Source organism: Alteromonas antoniana, assembly GCF_019249295.1.
Taxonomy (GTDB): Bacteria; Pseudomonadota; Gammaproteobacteria; order Enterobacterales; family Alteromonadaceae; genus Alteromonas; species Alteromonas antoniana.
Map to the genome: position 1 here is coordinate 75,490 of NZ_JAESDH010000013.1, position 17,267 is coordinate 92,756.

The 17,267-nt window shown below is 50.8% G+C and carries 16 protein-coding genes; 13 read left to right on the top strand and 3 right to left on the bottom strand.

Annotation, left to right across the window (positions count from 1 at the left end):
* Window positions 1-10 precede the first annotated feature (10 nt).
* Together JKP77_RS12285 and trmH are read left to right on the top strand one after the other, a co-directional pair.
* Window positions 11-397, top strand: coding sequence for a RidA family protein (locus JKP77_RS12285; RefSeq protein WP_218311522.1), 387 nt, complete (start codon window positions 11-13; stop codon window positions 395-397).
* A gap of 4 nt (window positions 398-401) precedes the next feature.
* Window positions 402-1,121, top strand: coding sequence for a tRNA (guanosine(18)-2'-O)-methyltransferase TrmH (gene trmH / locus JKP77_RS12290; RefSeq protein ID WP_218311523.1), 720 nt, complete (start codon window positions 402-404; stop codon window positions 1,119-1,121).
* Between the two features lie 125 nt (window positions 1,122-1,246).
* On the opposite strand, the gene JKP77_RS12295 is transcribed toward trmH, so the two are convergent.
* Complete coding sequence (locus JKP77_RS12295; protein ID WP_218311524.1) at window positions 1,247-1,477, bottom strand: DUF1272 domain-containing protein; 231 nt, start codon at window positions 1,475-1,477, stop codon at window positions 1,247-1,249.
* Window positions 1,478-1,861: 384 nt separating this feature from the next.
* On the opposite strand from JKP77_RS12295, the gene JKP77_RS12300 reads away from it, so the two are divergent.
* The 8 genes from JKP77_RS12300 to JKP77_RS12335 all read left to right on the top strand — a co-directional run bounded on the left by JKP77_RS12300 (window position 1,862) and on the right by JKP77_RS12335 (window position 10,007).
* Window positions 1,862-2,491 (top strand): peroxiredoxin-like family protein, encoded by a 630-nt coding sequence (locus JKP77_RS12300; RefSeq protein WP_218311525.1) that lies wholly within the window; start codon window positions 1,862-1,864, stop codon window positions 2,489-2,491.
* Between the two features lie 336 nt (window positions 2,492-2,827).
* Window positions 2,828-4,900, top strand: a complete 2,073-nt coding sequence (gene recG, locus JKP77_RS12305; RefSeq protein WP_218311526.1) for an ATP-dependent DNA helicase RecG — start codon at window positions 2,828-2,830, stop codon at window positions 4,898-4,900.
* On the top strand, window positions 4,893-5,663 hold the full coding sequence (locus JKP77_RS12310) for a class I SAM-dependent methyltransferase (RefSeq protein ID WP_218311527.1): 771 nt from the start codon (window positions 4,893-4,895) through the stop codon (window positions 5,661-5,663). Before recG ends, JKP77_RS12310 begins: the two co-directional genes overlap by 8 nt.
* Window positions 5,660-6,133, top strand: a complete 474-nt coding sequence (locus tag JKP77_RS12315; protein ID WP_218311528.1) for a peroxiredoxin — start codon at window positions 5,660-5,662, stop codon at window positions 6,131-6,133. The genes JKP77_RS12310 and JKP77_RS12315 overlap by 4 nt, the downstream gene beginning before the upstream one ends.
* Window positions 6,134-6,356: 223 nt before the next feature.
* On the top strand, window positions 6,357-7,043 hold the full coding sequence (locus JKP77_RS22570; protein WP_274608663.1) for a helix-turn-helix transcriptional regulator: 687 nt from the start codon (window positions 6,357-6,359) through the stop codon (window positions 7,041-7,043).
* Between the two features lie 147 nt (window positions 7,044-7,190).
* On the top strand, window positions 7,191-8,372 hold the full coding sequence (locus JKP77_RS12325) for a BaiN/RdsA family NAD(P)/FAD-dependent oxidoreductase (RefSeq protein WP_218311529.1): 1,182 nt from the start codon (window positions 7,191-7,193) through the stop codon (window positions 8,370-8,372).
* A gap of 55 nt (window positions 8,373-8,427) precedes the next feature.
* Window positions 8,428-8,934, top strand: a complete 507-nt coding sequence (locus JKP77_RS12330) for a DUF6265 family protein (protein ID WP_218311530.1) — start codon at window positions 8,428-8,430, stop codon at window positions 8,932-8,934.
* A gap of 92 nt (window positions 8,935-9,026) precedes the next feature.
* Window positions 9,027-10,007, top strand: coding sequence for an alpha/beta hydrolase family protein (locus JKP77_RS12335; protein ID WP_218311531.1), 981 nt, complete (start codon window positions 9,027-9,029; stop codon window positions 10,005-10,007).
* Between the two features lie 124 nt (window positions 10,008-10,131).
* Here the strand turns inward: JKP77_RS12335 and JKP77_RS12340 are convergent, their stop codons facing one another.
* Complete coding sequence (locus JKP77_RS12340) at window positions 10,132-11,127, bottom strand: Solitary outer membrane autotransporter beta-barrel domain (protein WP_218311532.1); 996 nt, start codon at window positions 11,125-11,127, stop codon at window positions 10,132-10,134.
* 170 nt (window positions 11,128-11,297) lie between these two features.
* Between JKP77_RS12340 and JKP77_RS12345 the strand changes: the two genes are divergently transcribed.
* Complete coding sequence (locus tag JKP77_RS12345) at window positions 11,298-11,915, top strand: DNA-J related domain-containing protein (protein WP_218311533.1); 618 nt, start codon at window positions 11,298-11,300, stop codon at window positions 11,913-11,915.
* Here JKP77_RS12345 and JKP77_RS12350 read toward each other — a convergent pair.
* Window positions 11,912-12,526 (bottom strand): TetR family transcriptional regulator, encoded by a 615-nt coding sequence (locus JKP77_RS12350; RefSeq protein ID WP_218311534.1) that lies wholly within the window; start codon window positions 12,524-12,526, stop codon window positions 11,912-11,914. The genes JKP77_RS12345 and JKP77_RS12350 overlap by 4 nt on opposite strands.
* 109 nt (window positions 12,527-12,635) lie before the next feature.
* Here JKP77_RS12350 and JKP77_RS12355 point away from each other — a divergent pair, with 109 nt between their 5' ends.
* Together JKP77_RS12355 and JKP77_RS12360 are read left to right on the top strand one after the other, a co-directional pair.
* Window positions 12,636-13,793, top strand: a complete 1,158-nt coding sequence (locus JKP77_RS12355; RefSeq protein ID WP_218311535.1) for an efflux RND transporter periplasmic adaptor subunit — start codon at window positions 12,636-12,638, stop codon at window positions 13,791-13,793.
* 18 nt (window positions 13,794-13,811) lie between these two features.
* Window positions 13,812-16,928: an efflux RND transporter permease subunit gene (locus JKP77_RS12360; RefSeq protein ID WP_218311536.1), complete on the top strand. Its 3,117-nt coding sequence runs from the start codon at window positions 13,812-13,814 to the stop codon at window positions 16,926-16,928.
* Window positions 16,929-17,267: the final 339 nt, after the last annotated feature.

The window sequence follows — 17,267 nt, forward strand, 5'->3', positions numbered from 1 at the left end:
GGATTTTCTTATGTCTAAATCAGTGATCCAGACCGATCGCGCACCTGAAGCCATTGGTACATACAGCCAGGCAATCAAAGCCGGCACTACCGTATACCTTTCAGGACAAATTCCCTTAGTTCCGGATACCATGGAAATGGTATCGGAAGACTTTGCTGAACAGGCCACCCAGGTTTTCAATAACGTGAAAGCCGTATGTGAAGCCGCTGGCGGCACCACCAACGATCTGGTGAAGGTGAATATTTATCTGACCGATTTGTCTCACTTCACCACCGTCAATGAGATCATGAGTCAGTACTTCAATAAACCCTACCCGGCCCGTGCTGCCGTGCAGGTCTCCGCACTGCCTAAAGGTGCCCAAATTGAAATCGATGGGGTTATGGAGTTGCCGGAGTAAGCACATGTCACCAGAGCGTTACCAGCGCATTCGAGATGTGCTGGCCAAACGACAGACAGACCTGACGGTGTGTCTGGAAAACGTGCATAAGCCGCATAACGTGTCGGCCATCGTACGCACCTGTGACGCCATCGGCATTCACCGGGTTCACACGGTTTGGGAAGAAAAATACAAGTTGCGTGGTGGCACCGCGATGGGCAGTCAGCAATGGGTGCGGGTGAACAACCATGACAATATTACTGATGCTATCGGTGCGCTGAAATCGCAGGGCATGCAGGTATTGGTTACACACCTGTCAGAAGACGCTGTTGATTTCCGGGATGTGGATTACACCAGACCTACCGCAGTGTTGTTTGGTCAGGAAAAGTACGGTGTGACTGATGAAGCGATTGCCATGGCCGACCAGGATATTGTGATCCCTATGGTGGGAATGGTGCAGTCGCTGAATGTCTCTGTTGCTGCCGCATTAGTGCTTTATGAAGCGCAGCGCCAACGTCAGATTGCCGGTATGTATGATATCCAGCATCTGGATGAAGAAGAGTGTCAGCGCATGCTCTTTGAAGGCGGCTATCCGCGCTTGCAAAAGATGTGTAAACGCAAAGAAATTCCGTATCCGCCCATCGATGAAAATGGCCACATTGCGGCCGACGAGCGTTGGTGGCAACAAATGCAGATGTCGCCTGCCGCCATCAAGGCACTTCATGCCGATGAGGCCGCCGAGTAAGAACGTGGCTTCATTTCTTGCCTGCCTTAACTGGCAGGCGGAATGCAAAAAAACTTCCGCAAAACGCCTGCTTTCCTGCGCCATCCTCAGATCCAATCCGTTTTTCGAGTTGGGGCGTCCCCCTGCTAATTTTCTGTCTGTTTGTTCTTATCAATGAGCCGGGTGTCTTCCAGTACGCCCTGACAGTTTGGGCATCGCAAGTGTAGCGCGGTAGTGGCACAGACTTTACAAAAGGTACACGCGAACTGACAGGCATAGCTTGGTTCGTTCGCGCCGAATACGTGACGACACCTCTCACAATGGGTTTTATCACCGGTCATATCACTCTCTCCCGCGTGGGTATCTAGTCGTATCATAATGCTAGAGCCTGTTTATCTTTGTTCAGTGCTTATGCAGACGGCCAATTTTGTGCCAGACAATCGCAAATGAGCGAAGTTTAGGGGGCCTAAATAAGTGAATTTGTGGGCCGTATTGCGCAAAACTGGCCACTGCCCACAGGGTTGGAGCTAAAACGCCCTACTACTGCGTTATCAGCCGCTTATTTGGATTGCCAAACCACGCTGCTTCTGCCTTGTATTAGGGCGTTTTAGCATCCAACACAAATACTGAACAAAGATAAACAGGCTCTAGTAATTTTTATGATGCTCTCTGCCTTTTAGCGCACGATTTATGCCATATCCGTGAAAGAAAGTGCGCCTTTTGCGGGTCTGTCTCTTTTCACACTCACCGGAGCCACTTTTATGATTCATAAGCTTGCTGTAACTGTCTTTCTCGCCTGTATTGCCTTTTTCTCGTCTGCCCAACAGCGCAGCCACATTGCGGATGCGGCGCACAACGTCACGCCGCTGTTAAATGGCATGACCGCACCCGACACCACGCTGCAGACGCCTTCAGGTGCACCGGTGAGTCTTAAAGCGATCCTGATGAATAAGCCCACCCTGATGCTTTTTTATCGTGGAGGCTGGTGCCCGTACTGCAACCAACAGCTTGCTGACTTGAAGAACATTGAAAAGGCGTTAACCAATCTGGGATACCAGATTGTGGCTGTCTCACCGCAAACTTCGGAGCAGTTGCAATCGCAGGCGCTGGAGAGCGATTTTGCTGCGCAGCTTTATATCGATCCCTCACTCGAAACGCTGACAGGTTTTGGCATCGCCTTTTATCTTGATGATGAAACCCGGAAACGCTATCAGGAATACGGCATTTCCCTGACACAAGACGACAATGGCAAGGCAGTACTTCCGGCACCGGCTCTGTTTTTCCTCGACTCAAAAGGGGTTATTGAGTTTTCTTACGTTAATCCGGATTACAAAGTCAGACCGTCTGCAGAACTGGTGTTGTCTGTCGCGAAAGTATTAAAGAAAATGTGACTCAGCGAGTCCTGACGTTTGCAGTTGCAGGTCAGGGATCATAGGGAATGACAACCTTCTTTTTGAACAAAGAATAATAAGTCTTAAATAAATAGATTGCCCCGCACCTGTTCTGTGGTGCGGGATACTCGCCATATCGCAACGGATCCATTACACTCACTTTCAAACTAACGCAAACCGGTTTGCGCCCTGTTGATGTAACAAAAACGCCCGTCAAAAGGCTGTGCAGTGCATCCGTTTCCATACCTGCTCAGTGCGAAGTGAACACTAATCTGTCGCACGGAACATCACTCACCGGTTTGTACGCGAGCTGTAACAAGGACACCTATCGTCACCATGCAATCGTTAGCGCAGATGCCGGTCACCGCTTTAAAGGGCGTGGGGGCAAAAGTTGCCGAGAAACTGGTTAAGCTACACCTGTTTACCGTGCAGGATGTGTTGTTTCACTTACCCCTTCGCTATGAAGATCGTACCCGTACCTATCAGGTTCAGGAGTGTCGCCCGTTTACCCACGTAAGCGTTCAGGGTGAGGTAAAAAGTGCAGATATTCAGTACGGGAAGAAGCGCATGCTGTTGGTAAAAGTGTCAGATGGCACCGGCACCATCACGCTGCGCTTTTTTCACTTTGGCGCGGCGCAACGCAACATCATGACTCCCGGAAACGAGGTACGCTGCTTTGGCGAGATAAGGGCCGGCAAGTGGGGTCTGGAGATGATGCATCCGGAGTTTTCTCTGGTGGATGACGCGACCGATCCCGCAGCAGAAACGCTGACGCCCGTTTACCCTACCACCGAAGGGGTGAAGCAACTCACGCTGCGAAATATGTCCGATCAAGCCCTTGTGCTGCTGGATAAAGGCGGCCTTGGCGACCTGTTGCCAGAAGGAATGTACGAACAACAGATATCACTGAAAGATGCGCTGCATCTGGTGCATCGTCCGCCACCGGATGTGGCGGTGTCGCAACTCGAGGAAGGCGCGCATCCCGCGCAGTACCGGCTGATTATCGAAGAGCTTCTTGCTCACCATTTAAGTGTACTGAAAGTACGTCAACAGTCTGATGCCCAGCCTGGTATCGCGATACAAGTCAATCAGGCACTGATAGATCGGTTGCTGAATGCCTTACCATTCTCTCCTACCGGCGCACAGCAGCGCGTGGTGACTGACATTCAGCAGGACATGCAACGTTCACGACCCATGATGCGGCTGGTGCAGGGCGATGTTGGCTCTGGTAAAACGCTGGTGGCAGCGCTGGCTGCGCTCTCAGCGATTGGTGCCGGATATCAGGTAGCGTTAATGGCGCCTACCGAGCTGCTTGCCGAACAGCATGCTAACAATTTTCGTGAATGGCTTTCTCCGCTGGGAGTGGAAGTGGGCTGGCTGGCCGGAAAACTTAAGGGTAAGGCGCGAGAGGCGGTATTAGAGCGTCTCGCCAGCGGCGATGTGCAGATGCTGGTGGGTACCCACGCCATATTTCAGGAGCAGGTGCATTATCAGCAACTGGCGCTGGTAATCGTAGACGAACAACACCGTTTTGGTGTACATCAGCGACTGGCGCTGCGTGAAAAAGGCGAGCAGCAGGGCCGTTTTCCGCATCAGCTGATCATGACCGCTACGCCTATACCACGCACGCTGGCGATGACGGCTTATGCAGACTTAGATACCTCTGTGATTGATGAGCTGCCGCCAGGCCGCTCGCCGGTAACCACCGTGGTGTTGCCTGACAGCCGACGCGCCGATGTTATTGCGCGGGTCCATGAGGCATGTAAAGAGCACGGCAGGCAGGCGTACTGGGTGTGTACACTGATTGATGAATCCGAAGTACTGCAGTGTCAGGCAGCCGAAGATGCCGCCATTACATTACGCACGGCCTTACCCGACTTGAAGGTAGGGTTAGTCCACGGACGATTAAAACCTGCGGAAAAGCAGGCGGTCATGGCGGCCTTCAAAGACGGCGAACTGGATCTGCTGGTGGCAACCACTGTTATTGAAGTTGGCGTGGACGTGCCCAACGCTAGCATCATGATTATTGAAAATCCGGAACGACTTGGCCTGGCGCAGTTACATCAGTTACGAGGTCGGGTAGGGCGTGGCGCGGTAGAAAGTCAGTGTGTGTTGATGTACCAGAGCCCGCTGTCGAAAACGGCCACGCAGCGTTTAGCCGTGCTGCGCGAGTCCAGTGATGGCTTTTATATCGCGCAAAAAGATTTGGAAATTCGCGGTCCGGGGGAGCTGATGGGCACACGCCAAACCGGCATGGCGGAGCTGAAAATTGCCGATCTGGTGCGTGATGCCGGCATCATTCCTCAGGTGCAGAATATCGCTTCGCACCTGTGGGAAAACTACCCGTCACACGCACAGGCCATTATTAATCGCTGGATAGGGCAAAAGGAGCAATACGGTCATGCCTGATGTGCCGATGTTTATTTCTCAAAACGGCAATACAGCAGATGCCGGACTGGCTACACGTATTGCCAAAAAATGGCAGTTCGCTATAGAGACGGCGCTGCCTTCAGCTCTGGCAATGGTGATAGAAGACGGCCAACTGAGCCTGAAAGACTTTGCCGATCCCAAACAGCTGCCAGTCTCGGTTGATTTTCTTTCCGGAAGCAGCACATACCGGCAGCAACGTGGTGGTGGCAAGAGCGAACCGGTGGTAAAAGCGATTGGCCTGAAAGGACATGAAAATTACCATGTCATAGACGCCACACCAGGGCTGGGAAGGGATGCTTTTGTAATGGCGAGCGTGGGTTGTCATGTCACCATGATTGAACGCTCACCGGTGGTGGCAGCATTGCTGGAAGATGGCATAAGGCGACTGCAGGAAGCCAGCGACACGGTAGCACAAAGATTAACTTTATATCATGGCAATAGCACAAAGGTGATGCAATACTGGGATGGTGACAACGTGGATGCGGTCTATCTTGACCCCATGTTTCCGCATCGGAAAAAGTCAGCGTTAGTGAAAAAAGAAATGCGGATTTTCCAACAGTTATTGGGAAATGATGAAGACGCAAATCTTCTGTTACCTCCCGCATTGGGTTTAGCAAAGCACAGGGTGGTGGTAAAACGGCCCAATAGCGCTGATGTTCTGAACGGGCAGCAGCCCACTATGGCGATAACAAGTAAAAAACATCGGTTTGATGTGTACATTAGCCCCAGGAGATCTACATGATTGAAGTTGGAAGTACCTTGCCAGAAGTTGATTTTAGCCAGTTGAAAAACGGCGAAATGACGAACCCTAAAACCAATGAGTTGTTTGGCGGTAAGCGGGTAGTAGTATTTGCTGTGCCCGGCGCGTTTACCCCCACGTGTTCTAATGCACATTTACCCGGCTATGTCGCGCTGGCGGATAAAATCAAAGCCAAAGGCATCGACTCGATTATCTGTCTGTCGGTAAATGACGCCTTTGTCATGGATGCCTGGGGTAAAGTCCATAATGCAGAGGAAATTGAGATGGTCGGAGACGGTAACGCCCAGTTTACCAAAGCTATCGGGCTGGACATGGATACCAGCACATTTGGCGGCACACGTTCGCTGCGCTATGCCATGATTGTTAACGACTGCCGTGTAGAAAAAGTTAACGTGGAAGATCCGGGCAGATTTGAGGTTAGTGACGCAGAGACCATTCTTAATAGTCTTTAAGAAATAAAAATAGATACTTACTTTTCTGCTTTAAAGAAAATCTTAATAATCAATCATAATTTTTGATGAAATCAAATTTTGCTGATGGTATGCTTTTTACCATCAGCAATTCCCCTTATCGCGTGTAGCCATCCGGGCTGCGTTGTCGCGAGTTCCTTAATGTAAATCGTTGCCATTAGTGAAGTTTCGGCGCAGTACACCTTGTTGCCCAGGGAGGGTATCTATGCGTGAACCACCACCGAAGTCACATCTTTTTGTAGTGACACCGGCCCGTCAGACTGACCAGACTGAACAGAGCCGCCAAACAGACTTTTTCACAGGTTTACTTAAAACCTGTGGCTATAACTTTACTATTGTTCATCACGTCGGGCAGTTACCTGAAACGGCAGAAAACGATGTGGTGTTTTACGATTCTGCAAACGCCGCCTCTATTATGCCGGCGTATTCAGAGTACCAGGGCAGTGCACGCTGGGTGCTGTTTAACTTAATGCGTGAGGCGCTGGATGAATCGGGTGCTATTGTTGCCGGTATCGAGGGCGCATTTTATCAGGAAGATCCGCCTGAGCTGATTATGAAGGGGCTGCGGCGTATTCATACACGGGATGTCTGGTTTTGTCGCTCGTCAATAAACAGTGCCATACGACAGATGCGGGCGAAGCTGAAAAATGCATTCTGGTCAGAAAAGTCAATGTCGCCGCCACTGGTTACGACCGACACGCCGCTGACGAAACGTGAGCTGTCGATTGTGCAGCTGGTGTCCGAAGGCGCGCAGAATAAGGAAATCGCAGAGCAGCTTCATATCAGTATTAATACCGTAAAAACCCATATTTACAGTATTTTCAGAAAGACCCGTTCCAGAAATCGTATCGAGCTGCTGTTCTGGTGTCAGAACTACATGAATCACGGCTGACAGCAAACCAACACGCATCGGGGATGTACGGCCCCACCGCTTACAGGAGCGCCCACAAGTTGTCCGGGTAGTGCTATAATCCGCGCGGATAGCAATCAGGCTCGGTAAAGTGGCCAGAGCTACCGGATTCAGACAGTGGGGACAAGCGTGATTCAGAGAGATGTAATAGTAATTGGTGCCGGTGCCGCCGGTCTTTTTTGTGCCGCTGAGGCCGGAAAGCGGGGGCGCAGTGTCGAGGTTTTGGATCACGCAAAGAAAGTGGGGCGGAAGATCCTGATGTCAGGCGGGGGCCGTTGTAATTTCACGAACATGTATGCCAGCCCTGAGAACTTTTTGTCACAAAACCCCCATTTCTGCAAATCAGCGCTAAGCCGTTATACCCAGTGGGATTTTATTGCGCTGGTTAGCGAGTACGGCATTCCTTATCATGAGAAAACCCTCGGTCAGCTGTTTTGTGATGAGTCTGCCTCTGACATTGTCAATATGCTGATGAGCGAATGTGATAAGGCCGGGGTAACCGTCACTACCCGCTGTGAAATTCTCGGGGTGGAAAAGTTGGATGCGGGCTATCACCTGAAAACCTCGCTCGGTGACTACCAGTGTGAGTCACTGGTGATAGCAACCGGTGGATTAAGTATGCCGAAACTGGGCGCGACGCCATTCGGTTACCAGATTGCCAAGCAGTTCGGGTTGCCAGTATTACCCACGCGGGCAGGCTTGGTGCCTTTTACACTGCACGATGCACAAAAGCAGGTACTTAGCGAATTAAGCGGCGTGGCCATTGATGTCAGCGCCGCATGTAATGACATGGCGTTTAAGGAAGCGATGTTGTTTACCCATCGCGGGTTAAGCGGGCCATCCATGCTACAGATTTCTTCCTACTGGCACCCGGGCGACACCTTGAGCATTAATACGTTGCCAGCCAGCGATGCCCTTGCATTTATAGAGGAGGCGAGAAAGACCTCCCCTGATGCGCAGCTGTCCACTTGTCTGGCAAAGCTTTTCCCTAAGCGCGTGGTGCAAACCCTTATCGATTTCAACGCGTGGCCGAATAAACCGGTGAAGCAGCTGACTCACAGCGAGGTGGCAGGGATTGCAGAAACGCTGGAAAACTGGGAAATCAAACCGAATGGCACGGAAGGTTATCGTACTGCGGAGGTAACGCTGGGTGGCGTGGATACCGATGCACTGTCGTCAAAAACAATGATGGCAAAGAATGTCGAAGGGCTTTATTTTATAGGTGAAGTTGTTGACGTGACCGGCTGGCTTGGCGGGTACAACTTTCAGTGGGCGTGGTCGTCAGGTTGGGCTGCCGGGCAGGTGGTCTGAGAATGCTTCACATCGCCTGTGTTTAAAAAGTACCTCGTTAACCGGACTATCCAGAATGAAATCTTTACTGTGCGCTGTACTCCTTGCTATTAGCTTTCATGCAGTGGCAAAAAACGAACTACCGAATTTGCGTTTCCTGGCTGCCGGTCAGCAGTCACCCGCAGCTGACTTGAGCGCATTGAGCTGGCTTGCCGGACATTGGCAAGGTAATGCCTTTGGTGGCCTGGTTGAAGAAATCTGGGCGCCGGCGGTGGGCGGCAGCATGATGGGCGCGTTTAAACTGGTTGTCGATAATCAGGTCAGGTTTTACGAAATAGAAACCATTTCTGAAGAGAACGGCACGCTGGTGTTCAGGCTTAAACATTTCAACAGTGATTTGACAGGCTGGGAAGCAAAGCACGACAGCGTGGTATTCAAACTGGTAGAGGTTGCTGAAAACCGAGTCTACTTTGACGGCCTGACTATTGAGAAGGTCAGTGACAATAACATCACAATGTATGTCGCACTGGAAAACGGCGACACGGTAACAGAAGGCGTGTTCGCGTACTCCAGGCACAGGTAACACCGCTTCAGGTTTAAGCGTTATCGTAGTAAGGTGCTAAGGCCGCAGGGAAATGCGACTCTGCGAGAACAACTCTGACATGGATGTAACGAATGAAATCGATCTTCTTTTTGGTCGGCATGCTGCTGACTTCCTCGGCTTTTGCCCAAAACAAAATTCTAAACCCGCAAACCTGCTTTCGTGGCCCCTTCGAAAACCACCAGGTGTGGTTTGACACCTTAAAAGAGAAGAAACCTAATTTTAATAGTGAAGGTTTTTTGAAGGTATTTCCGGAATCGACATTCAACGAATTCAAAGACAAGCTGGAGTGCGTAGACTTCACCTACGAGGTAGATGGTCTCACCGTAGAAGGCTTTTATCTGAAACCAAAAGAACATGGCGACACGCCTTTACCGCTGGTAATTTACAACAGAGGCGGTAATGCAGGCTTTGGCTATGTAGTGTTCGGGAAGAAGATGCAATTAATTGCCGACATCGCCATGCGCGGTTATGCGGTGATTGGCAGTCAGTACCGCGGCGCGTCGCGCAGGTTCATAGAGAATAATGGCTTTGACGAATTTGGTGGCGCTGATGTGAACGATGTTGTTGCCCTTACTGAAGTCGCCAAAGCGCTCCCGGGTGTAGATGCCTCGCGTTATGCGCTGGTAGGCTGGAGTCGTGGGGTATCACAGGCATATCAGGCTTCGCGGCAGATGGAGAATGTATCGGCAATAGTCGCGATTGCGGGCGTGGTTGATGCAGAGAAATCACTGGCATGGCGACCAAAAATGGAAAAAGTCTACCAGGCCAGAATACCGGGGTTCGACACAAACCGGTCTGAGGAACTGTACAAGCGTTCTGCTATTCATTGGCTGGACGAGTTGCCGCAGCAAGCCCCGATATTGCTCATTCACGGAAGTAACGATAAACGAGTGAATGTTACCCAGTCGCAACATATGGCCGAGGCACTCAATAGTAAAGGACATCCGAATAAGCTGGTGGTTTACGAAGGCGGAAGTCATAGCCTTAGTTCACATCGGGAAGAGATGCTGAATCAGATCATTCATTTTCTGGATAACTCGTCAGGGAAATAGCCGGAACTGCTACGTCAGGTCGGATATATGGCGGCCAATGATGCCTTTGTGAAGATTAAGGTCTGCGTTTTTGACTGTGACTGACTCATGTCTATCACTGCGGAATCTTTCCGGAAAGATGTTGTTACAGGAAAGTGTAGTAAAGCACCAGCGTGCCGCCCTTAAGCACACTGCCGTAATTGAGGTTAAGGCCCAGACCATATTCATGTACAAAGGCGTTATCATCACTATTTCTGCGTAGCCAGCCCATTTCAAACTCATAATAGTGGCCAGAGCCCATTTGTGCGGCGATGGTATCACTCAACTCTATCCGGGTGGCCCGATATTTCATGTAGTCATTGCTCGCACCAAAGAGAGAAAATGGCGTGATCATTTTCAATCCGGCACTGGCATACCATTCATTTATCGTCACCTCGTGCGCACAGTTTTGCGTAGAGAGCGCCTCACCATGCAGGTAGTGAAAATCGCTGTATAACGTGTATTCGGTTTTCTCTTTTTGCCATTGATAGTTGAGCCTCATCACGGGCTCAAGCATCAACATGCTGATATCGTAGTTTACTATCAGCCCATCAAGAGCATCCTGAACCGGCGCGGCGACGCCTGTGTTGTAGTCGAGGGTACTGCGATAGCGCATCCATGAGAGAGACATATCGGCCTCGAAAGACCAGTGGTTATCAATCTGATAGCGCGTGCCTCCCCCTGCTGATAACGAGAGGATCTGCTCGCTGAGTTCATCGCCTCTGGTGACCTCAGAAGAGCCCAGAAATAACTCCTGTTCAAAATCAATGTACGATGCCCTGATGCCGGCATGCCAGGTAATACGTCTGTTATCACCAGCAAATTCTCGACTCCATGGGAAATTAAATTGCTTTATTGAGTTTCTTAGTGCTGTGGCATCGTCGGTACCTAACTCGTTATTATTCAGGTCCACCAGGTTGTTTGGGTTGAAGTCAAACAAGCCGAGCTTTACCACTGAACTGTCACTTAGCAAAGCCGCTGTTGAAAAGCTGCTTTTTACTGCCTCGGAGGCCATATCTTCCAGCTCATTTGCTGCTGAAGAAGCCGCCCAAACAGACAGGCTGGCCATGCTAAAGGCACTAAGGTATGTGGGTAGTAACATAAGCATTCCGGAATCTGATAAGTGAGCCCTGTGCCGAAGCATCGTGGGTAACCCTTTTTATTACTGCAGTAGTGTGATTATTGACCAGTTTAATAAGGGCGCCGCTGAATTTGAGGAAAGTTGCTTTATCCCGTATCGTGAGCAAAGAGAATCATAAAGCTGGCGGTACAGTGACAGAAGACATATCACCGAATCAGGCGTTGGTGACACTGCTTACACAGTGGCAGGAAATGCTGCGTGAGGGGACCAGTGAATATGAACTTATTCGTGTTTTGCAGGCACCGCCGCTGGCGTTTTTCTCTGAGCAGGCCATGCGCGATCCGCTGTTGCTCTTTCAAACCCACTTTGCGCTATACAATGCACTGTATCAGCTAAGAGATGACTGGCTGGCGAACCAGCAAGGCCTGTTGGAAATAACCGGTACACGTATTCACTTACATGATTATGAACCACAGGCGCCGGGGTTAACATCTGCTGATCCATTGCGCGAGTATTATCTGAACTGGAACAATTTCGACAAGACCGGCAAGCAGGATGTGGAAGCGATGCTGGATGCGTTTTGGACACGAATGGCAACCGGCACGTCAGCCGATAATGCAAGCCCGGAAAAAGTCTCCCGGGCGCGGGCGACATTGGACATCGGTGATGATCTTAACCTTACCCGGGAATTGATAAAACGACAGTACCGTAAACGGTTACATGAATGTCACCCTGACAAAGGCGGGCGCGCTGAAGACACCAGGCAGATTGTCAGTGCCTACATGCTGCTGATAACGTCACTTCCTTAATATTTTCTGAGAGGCTGGAAGAACATTTCCATTAACAGCGGGGCTTCTTCATGAATGACAAAGCTCTCAGGATCATCCAGAAACTCAACGACAATACCCCTGAAATAGCAGTTTAACGCTCGCGTTAACAGCTGCGGGTTGGCGTCAGCAGGAAGCTTCCCCGTTTTTTGGGCCCGTTCAAAATAAGCAGTAAATACAGCCGATGTTTTGCGTTTTTTCTCGTTAAAGGCGTCTTTACTGGACTCCATATCACCGCTGTAATCGCACTTCAGAAGAAACAGAGTAAGCACTTTCTGCTTTTGCGGTTCATAATGTAACTCGACCAGAATTTGGGTGCAGATTTCCTGCAACTGACCGACAGGATCCGGGTGTTCAACTTCCAGCCCTTCCAAAATTTTCTGAATAAAAGGAGTATGTAGCCGTTCATGTAACGCGTCGAAAATTTCCTGCTTGTTTTTGAAGTGCCAGTAAACGGCGCCGCGTGTCACCTCTGCTGCTTTTGCGACATTTTCGAGAGAGGCTCTGGCGACGCCGCGTTCACTGAATACCTCGACAGCTGCATCCAGTATGGATTGCCGGGTTTGATCTGCTTCTTCTTTGGTTCGACGCATAAGGTATACCGAGTATTAAATTGACAAACATACATACATGAATGTATTTTAAATTAAACTGAAATGACGTCCTTGTCCAGCTTAAGCTTAACGATTGGAATTTTACATTATGAGTCAACGCGTTTTACTGCTTTGTGCAGTGATTTCTTTGGGGTTTCTGACAGCCTGCTCTGAGCAGAGTGAGCAAGCGCAAGCCGGTCAGTCGCAGGCTCAGCCGGCGCCACGCGTCTCCGTGACGACCGTTTCCAGACAACCGGTGACATTCGAGGTTGTGTTACCTGGCCGTGTAACGCCATTCAGACAATCACAGGTTCGTCCGCAGGTGGATGGTGTGATTACCGAGCGCTTGTTTCAGGAAGGCGCGCAGGTAGAGAAAGGGCAGCAGTTGTATCAGATTGACGATGCCCGTTACAGTGCCCAGCTCAACAGCGCTGTTGCTGATCTGAGAAGTGCCGAAGCCAACCTGAAAACACTGGAAGCCAAAGCCCGCCGTTATGAAGATCTGGTTAGCCGCAACGCCATCAGTCGACAGGAATTTGATGATGTTATTGCGCAAAAAGACCAGGCGGTTGCGTCGATTAACGTGGCAAAAGCGGCTGTCGATCTGGCTCAGGTCAATCTGGATTACACCAAGGTGTATGCGCCTATCAGTGGACAAATCAGTCGCTCGTATGTGTCTGAGGGCGCGTTGGTTACCACAAATCAAAGTCAGCAGTTAGCTACGATCACGCAATTAAATCCTATCTATGTTGATATGCAGGAGTCCGGCCAGGCCATTGTCACGATTCGCCGCGAAATGCAGCGCCAGCAAGAACTGCCGGTGTCACTGTCACTTGATGAGGCGGCCGTAGACAAATACGAACACAAGGGCGTGGTGAAGTTTTCAGAAGTTACCGTTGAGCAGACGACAGGCTCGGTCACTCTGCGTGCAGAAGTACCTAACCCTGATGGGCTGCTGATGCCCGGCATGTTCGTGAAGGCTCACGTTATCACAGATGAAAAAGACGCATTGCTCGTGCCTCAGCGTGCGGCAACACGTCAGCCTGATGGCACGCTGACCGTGTTCGTCGTGAATGCCCGCGACGAAGTAGAACCTCGCCAGCTAAAGACGACTGACAGCTACCAGGATATGTATGTGGTCGCTGCAGGTTTGAGTGAAGGGGATCGCGTCATCGTTACTGGCTACCAGAAAGTCCAGCCCGGCATGAAGGTGAATGCATCCGAGTGGAAATCCGGCGGCGCAAATGCCTCACGCACACAGCAATAAGCGAGAAGAGTAGATCCTATGGCGCGTTTTTTTATCGATAGACCTGTCTTCGCCTGGGTGCTGGCCATTATAACCATGATGGCGGGTGTGCTGGCGATTCAGTCACTGCCCATTGAGCAGTATCCTAAAGTAGCTCCACCCTCTGTTACCATTAGTGCGTCTTATCCGGGCGCGTCGGCAGAAACGGTAGAGAACTCCGTTACACAAATTATTGAACAGAACTTGTCGGGTATCGACAACCTGCGGTATTTCTCTTCGAGCAGTGCCAATAGCAGCATGTCAATTTCACTGACGTTCGAGCCGGGCACCGATCCTGATATCGCTCAGGTGCAAACGCAGAATAAAGTGCAGGGCGCCGTCTCACTGTTACCGCAGCAGGTACAGCAGCAGGGCGTTACGGTTACCAAATCAAACGACTCCTTTGCGCTGGTGATTGGCTTTTACGCAGATAACGGCAAGCTTACCCAGTATGATTTGTCTGATGCCCTGATTTCGCAGTTCCGCGACCCGATCTCCCGCGTAAATGGCGTGGGGAGTGTGCGTGTATTTGGCGCACAGCGTTCAATGCGGATCTGGCTGGACCCGGACAAGTTGTTTAGTTACAACCTGACGCCGGTCGATGTGCAGTCTGCCGTTCAGGTACAAAACACCGACGTTTCAGCAGGTCAGCTTGGCGGCTTGCCCGCCATTGAAGGCCAGCAGATTAATGCGACTATTCAGGCCCAGTCACGGCTACAAACGGTCGAAGATTTTGAACGTATTGTATTGAGGGTAAATACGGATGGCTCGCAGGTGCGTGTTGGCGATGTCGCCCGGGTAGAGCTGGGCGCAGAGTCTTACAATGTCATTGCGCGCTACAAGCGTCACCCCGCAGCGGGTATGGCGGTGAGTCTGGCGGCTGGTGCGAATGCGCTGGATACCATTGAACGGCTAAAAGCGCGTGTGGAAGAGCTGAAAAGTGGTCTGCCAGAGGGTGTGAAAGTGGTATATCCGCTGGATAGCTCACCGTTTATCGAGCTGTCGATTGAGTCGGTGGTCAAAACACTGATTGAAGCTGTAGTGCTGGTATTTCTGGTAATGCTGCTGTTTCTGCAGAACTGGCGTGCCACGCTGATACCGACTATTGCGGTACCGGTAGTATTATTAGGTACGTTTGGTGTTCTTTATGCCTTCGGTTTTAGCATCAACGTACTGACCATGTTTGCCATGGTGCTGGCCATCGGCCTGCTGGTAGATGATGCCATCGTGGTGGTAGAAAACGTTGAACGTATTATGGAAGAAGAGGGGCTGTCGCCTCGCGAAGCCACCAAAAAATCCATGCAGCAAATTACCAGCGCACTGGTCGGGATTGCCGTAGTACTTTCTACCGTGTTCATTCCCATGGCGTTTTTCAGTGGCTCGGCAGGCGCCATCTATCGTCAGTTTTCCATTACGATTGTGTCAGCGATGGCGTTCTCTGTATTGGTCGCCATTGTCTTGTCACCTTCTCTGTGTGCGACCCTGTTGAAAAAGCACGATCCAAACCATGACAAAAATAAAGGCTTCTTTGGCTGGTTTAACCGTAACTTCAACAAAGGGCGTGATCGCTACCAGAAAACGGCGTCTCATATGGCGCGACGTGTCAAACGCTATAGCGTGGTGTATGGCGTGCTGGTGGCTGGCATGGCAATCATCTTTATGCGACTGCCTGGCGCGTTCCTGCCAAATGAAGATCAGGGCAGCCTGATGATGCTTATCAGCACACCGCCGGGGTCAACCGCAGGGCGTACCCTGGAGTCGGTAAAGCAGGCTGAAGATTTCTTCCTGGATCAGAAAGGCGACGTCGTTAAAGACATGTTTACCGTCGTGGGCTTTAGTTTCGCCGGTAGTGCACAGAATGCGGCGATGGGCTTTTTGCACCTGATTGACTGGGATGAGCGTGACGAAAGCAACTCGGCGTTTGCGTTGCAGGGTCAGGCGTACGGAGCCTTCCAGCAAATTGAAGATGCCAGTGCGTTTCCGATTATCCCGCCACCGATCATGGAACTGGGTAATGCTACCGGGTTCAACCTACAGCTGGTAGATCGTGCCGGTAATGGCCACGAAGCACTGATGAACGCACGAAATCAGTTGCTGGGAATGGCCGCACAGAATCCGAAGCTGACGGGAGTACGTCCTAACGGATTAAGTGATGTACCGCAGTTCAAAGTCGATATCGACTCGGAAAAAGCCTCGGCACTGGGGATTTCTCTGGACCAAATCAATGCCACCCTGCAAATTGCCTGGGGCTCCAGCTATGTGAATGACTTTATCGATAATGGTCGAATCAAGCGCGTGTATATGCAGGCGGATGCACCGCACCGTATGTCACCGGAAGATTTGGATAAGTGGTTCGTACGCAATAACGATGGTGAAATGGTGGCATTCAGTGCTTTTGCCACGACCAAGTGGACCTATGGTTCGCCGAAACTGGAGCGCTTTAACGGACTGTCGTCTGTAAATATACAGGGGAGTCCTGCCGAAGGCGTCTCTTCCGGTGAAGCCATGGCGGAAATGGAAAAGATGGTCGCGCAGTTGCCAGCAGGCTTCGGCGTAGAGTGGGCCGGGTTGTCATTTGAAGAGCAACAGGCGGGTTCGCAGGCCCCTATGCTATATGCCATTTCGATAATCGTGGTGTTCCTGTGTCTGGCGGCACTTTACGAAAGCTGGTCGGTACCGTTTGCAGTGATGTTGGTGGTACCGCTGGGTATTCTGGGCTCGGTAGTCGCCGCGTTCCTGTTCAGTCTGCCAAATGATGTGTATTTGCAGGTGGCATTCCTGACTACAGTGGGGCTGGCCTCCAAAAACGCTATCCTGATTGTCGAGTTTGCCAAAACCCGGTATGAAGATGGCGAGGATTTGATGACGGCAGTATCAGAAGCCGCTTCACAACGTTTCCGCCCAATTCTGATGACCTCCATGGCGTTTATTCTTGGGGTAACGCCACTGGCCATTTCCAGTGGTGCCGGTGCGGCTGCACAAAATGCGATTGGTATTGCAGTAATGGGCGGTATGCTTGCTGCGACATTCCTTGCGATATTCTTTGTGCCGATGTTCTACGCGATGGTGGAAAAGCTGTTCCACGGCAACAAGCATAAAGCCAGAGATGATGCGTGATAGCGCAACAGAGACGGACTGAAAAAAACGCGGCATAGGCCGCGTTTTTTTATCTCTGCGTAAACCTGCAGTTTTACGGCAGTGGGTTTGCTATCTGTTAAACCCACTGTAACCTCTGTTACTGACTACTGACTACTGACTACTGACTACTGACTACTGACTACTGACTACTGACTACTGACCGCTAAAAACTCATAATTCACAGCCAATAGCAGCCAGCCAACAGATCACATTGAGGCAACTGCCTCAGGGCAAACAGCGCAAACCAGAAACGCAATGCGAGAATGGCTGCAGGTACTACCCATCACACGGACATAAGACCAAAGGTGTAGCTAAAAC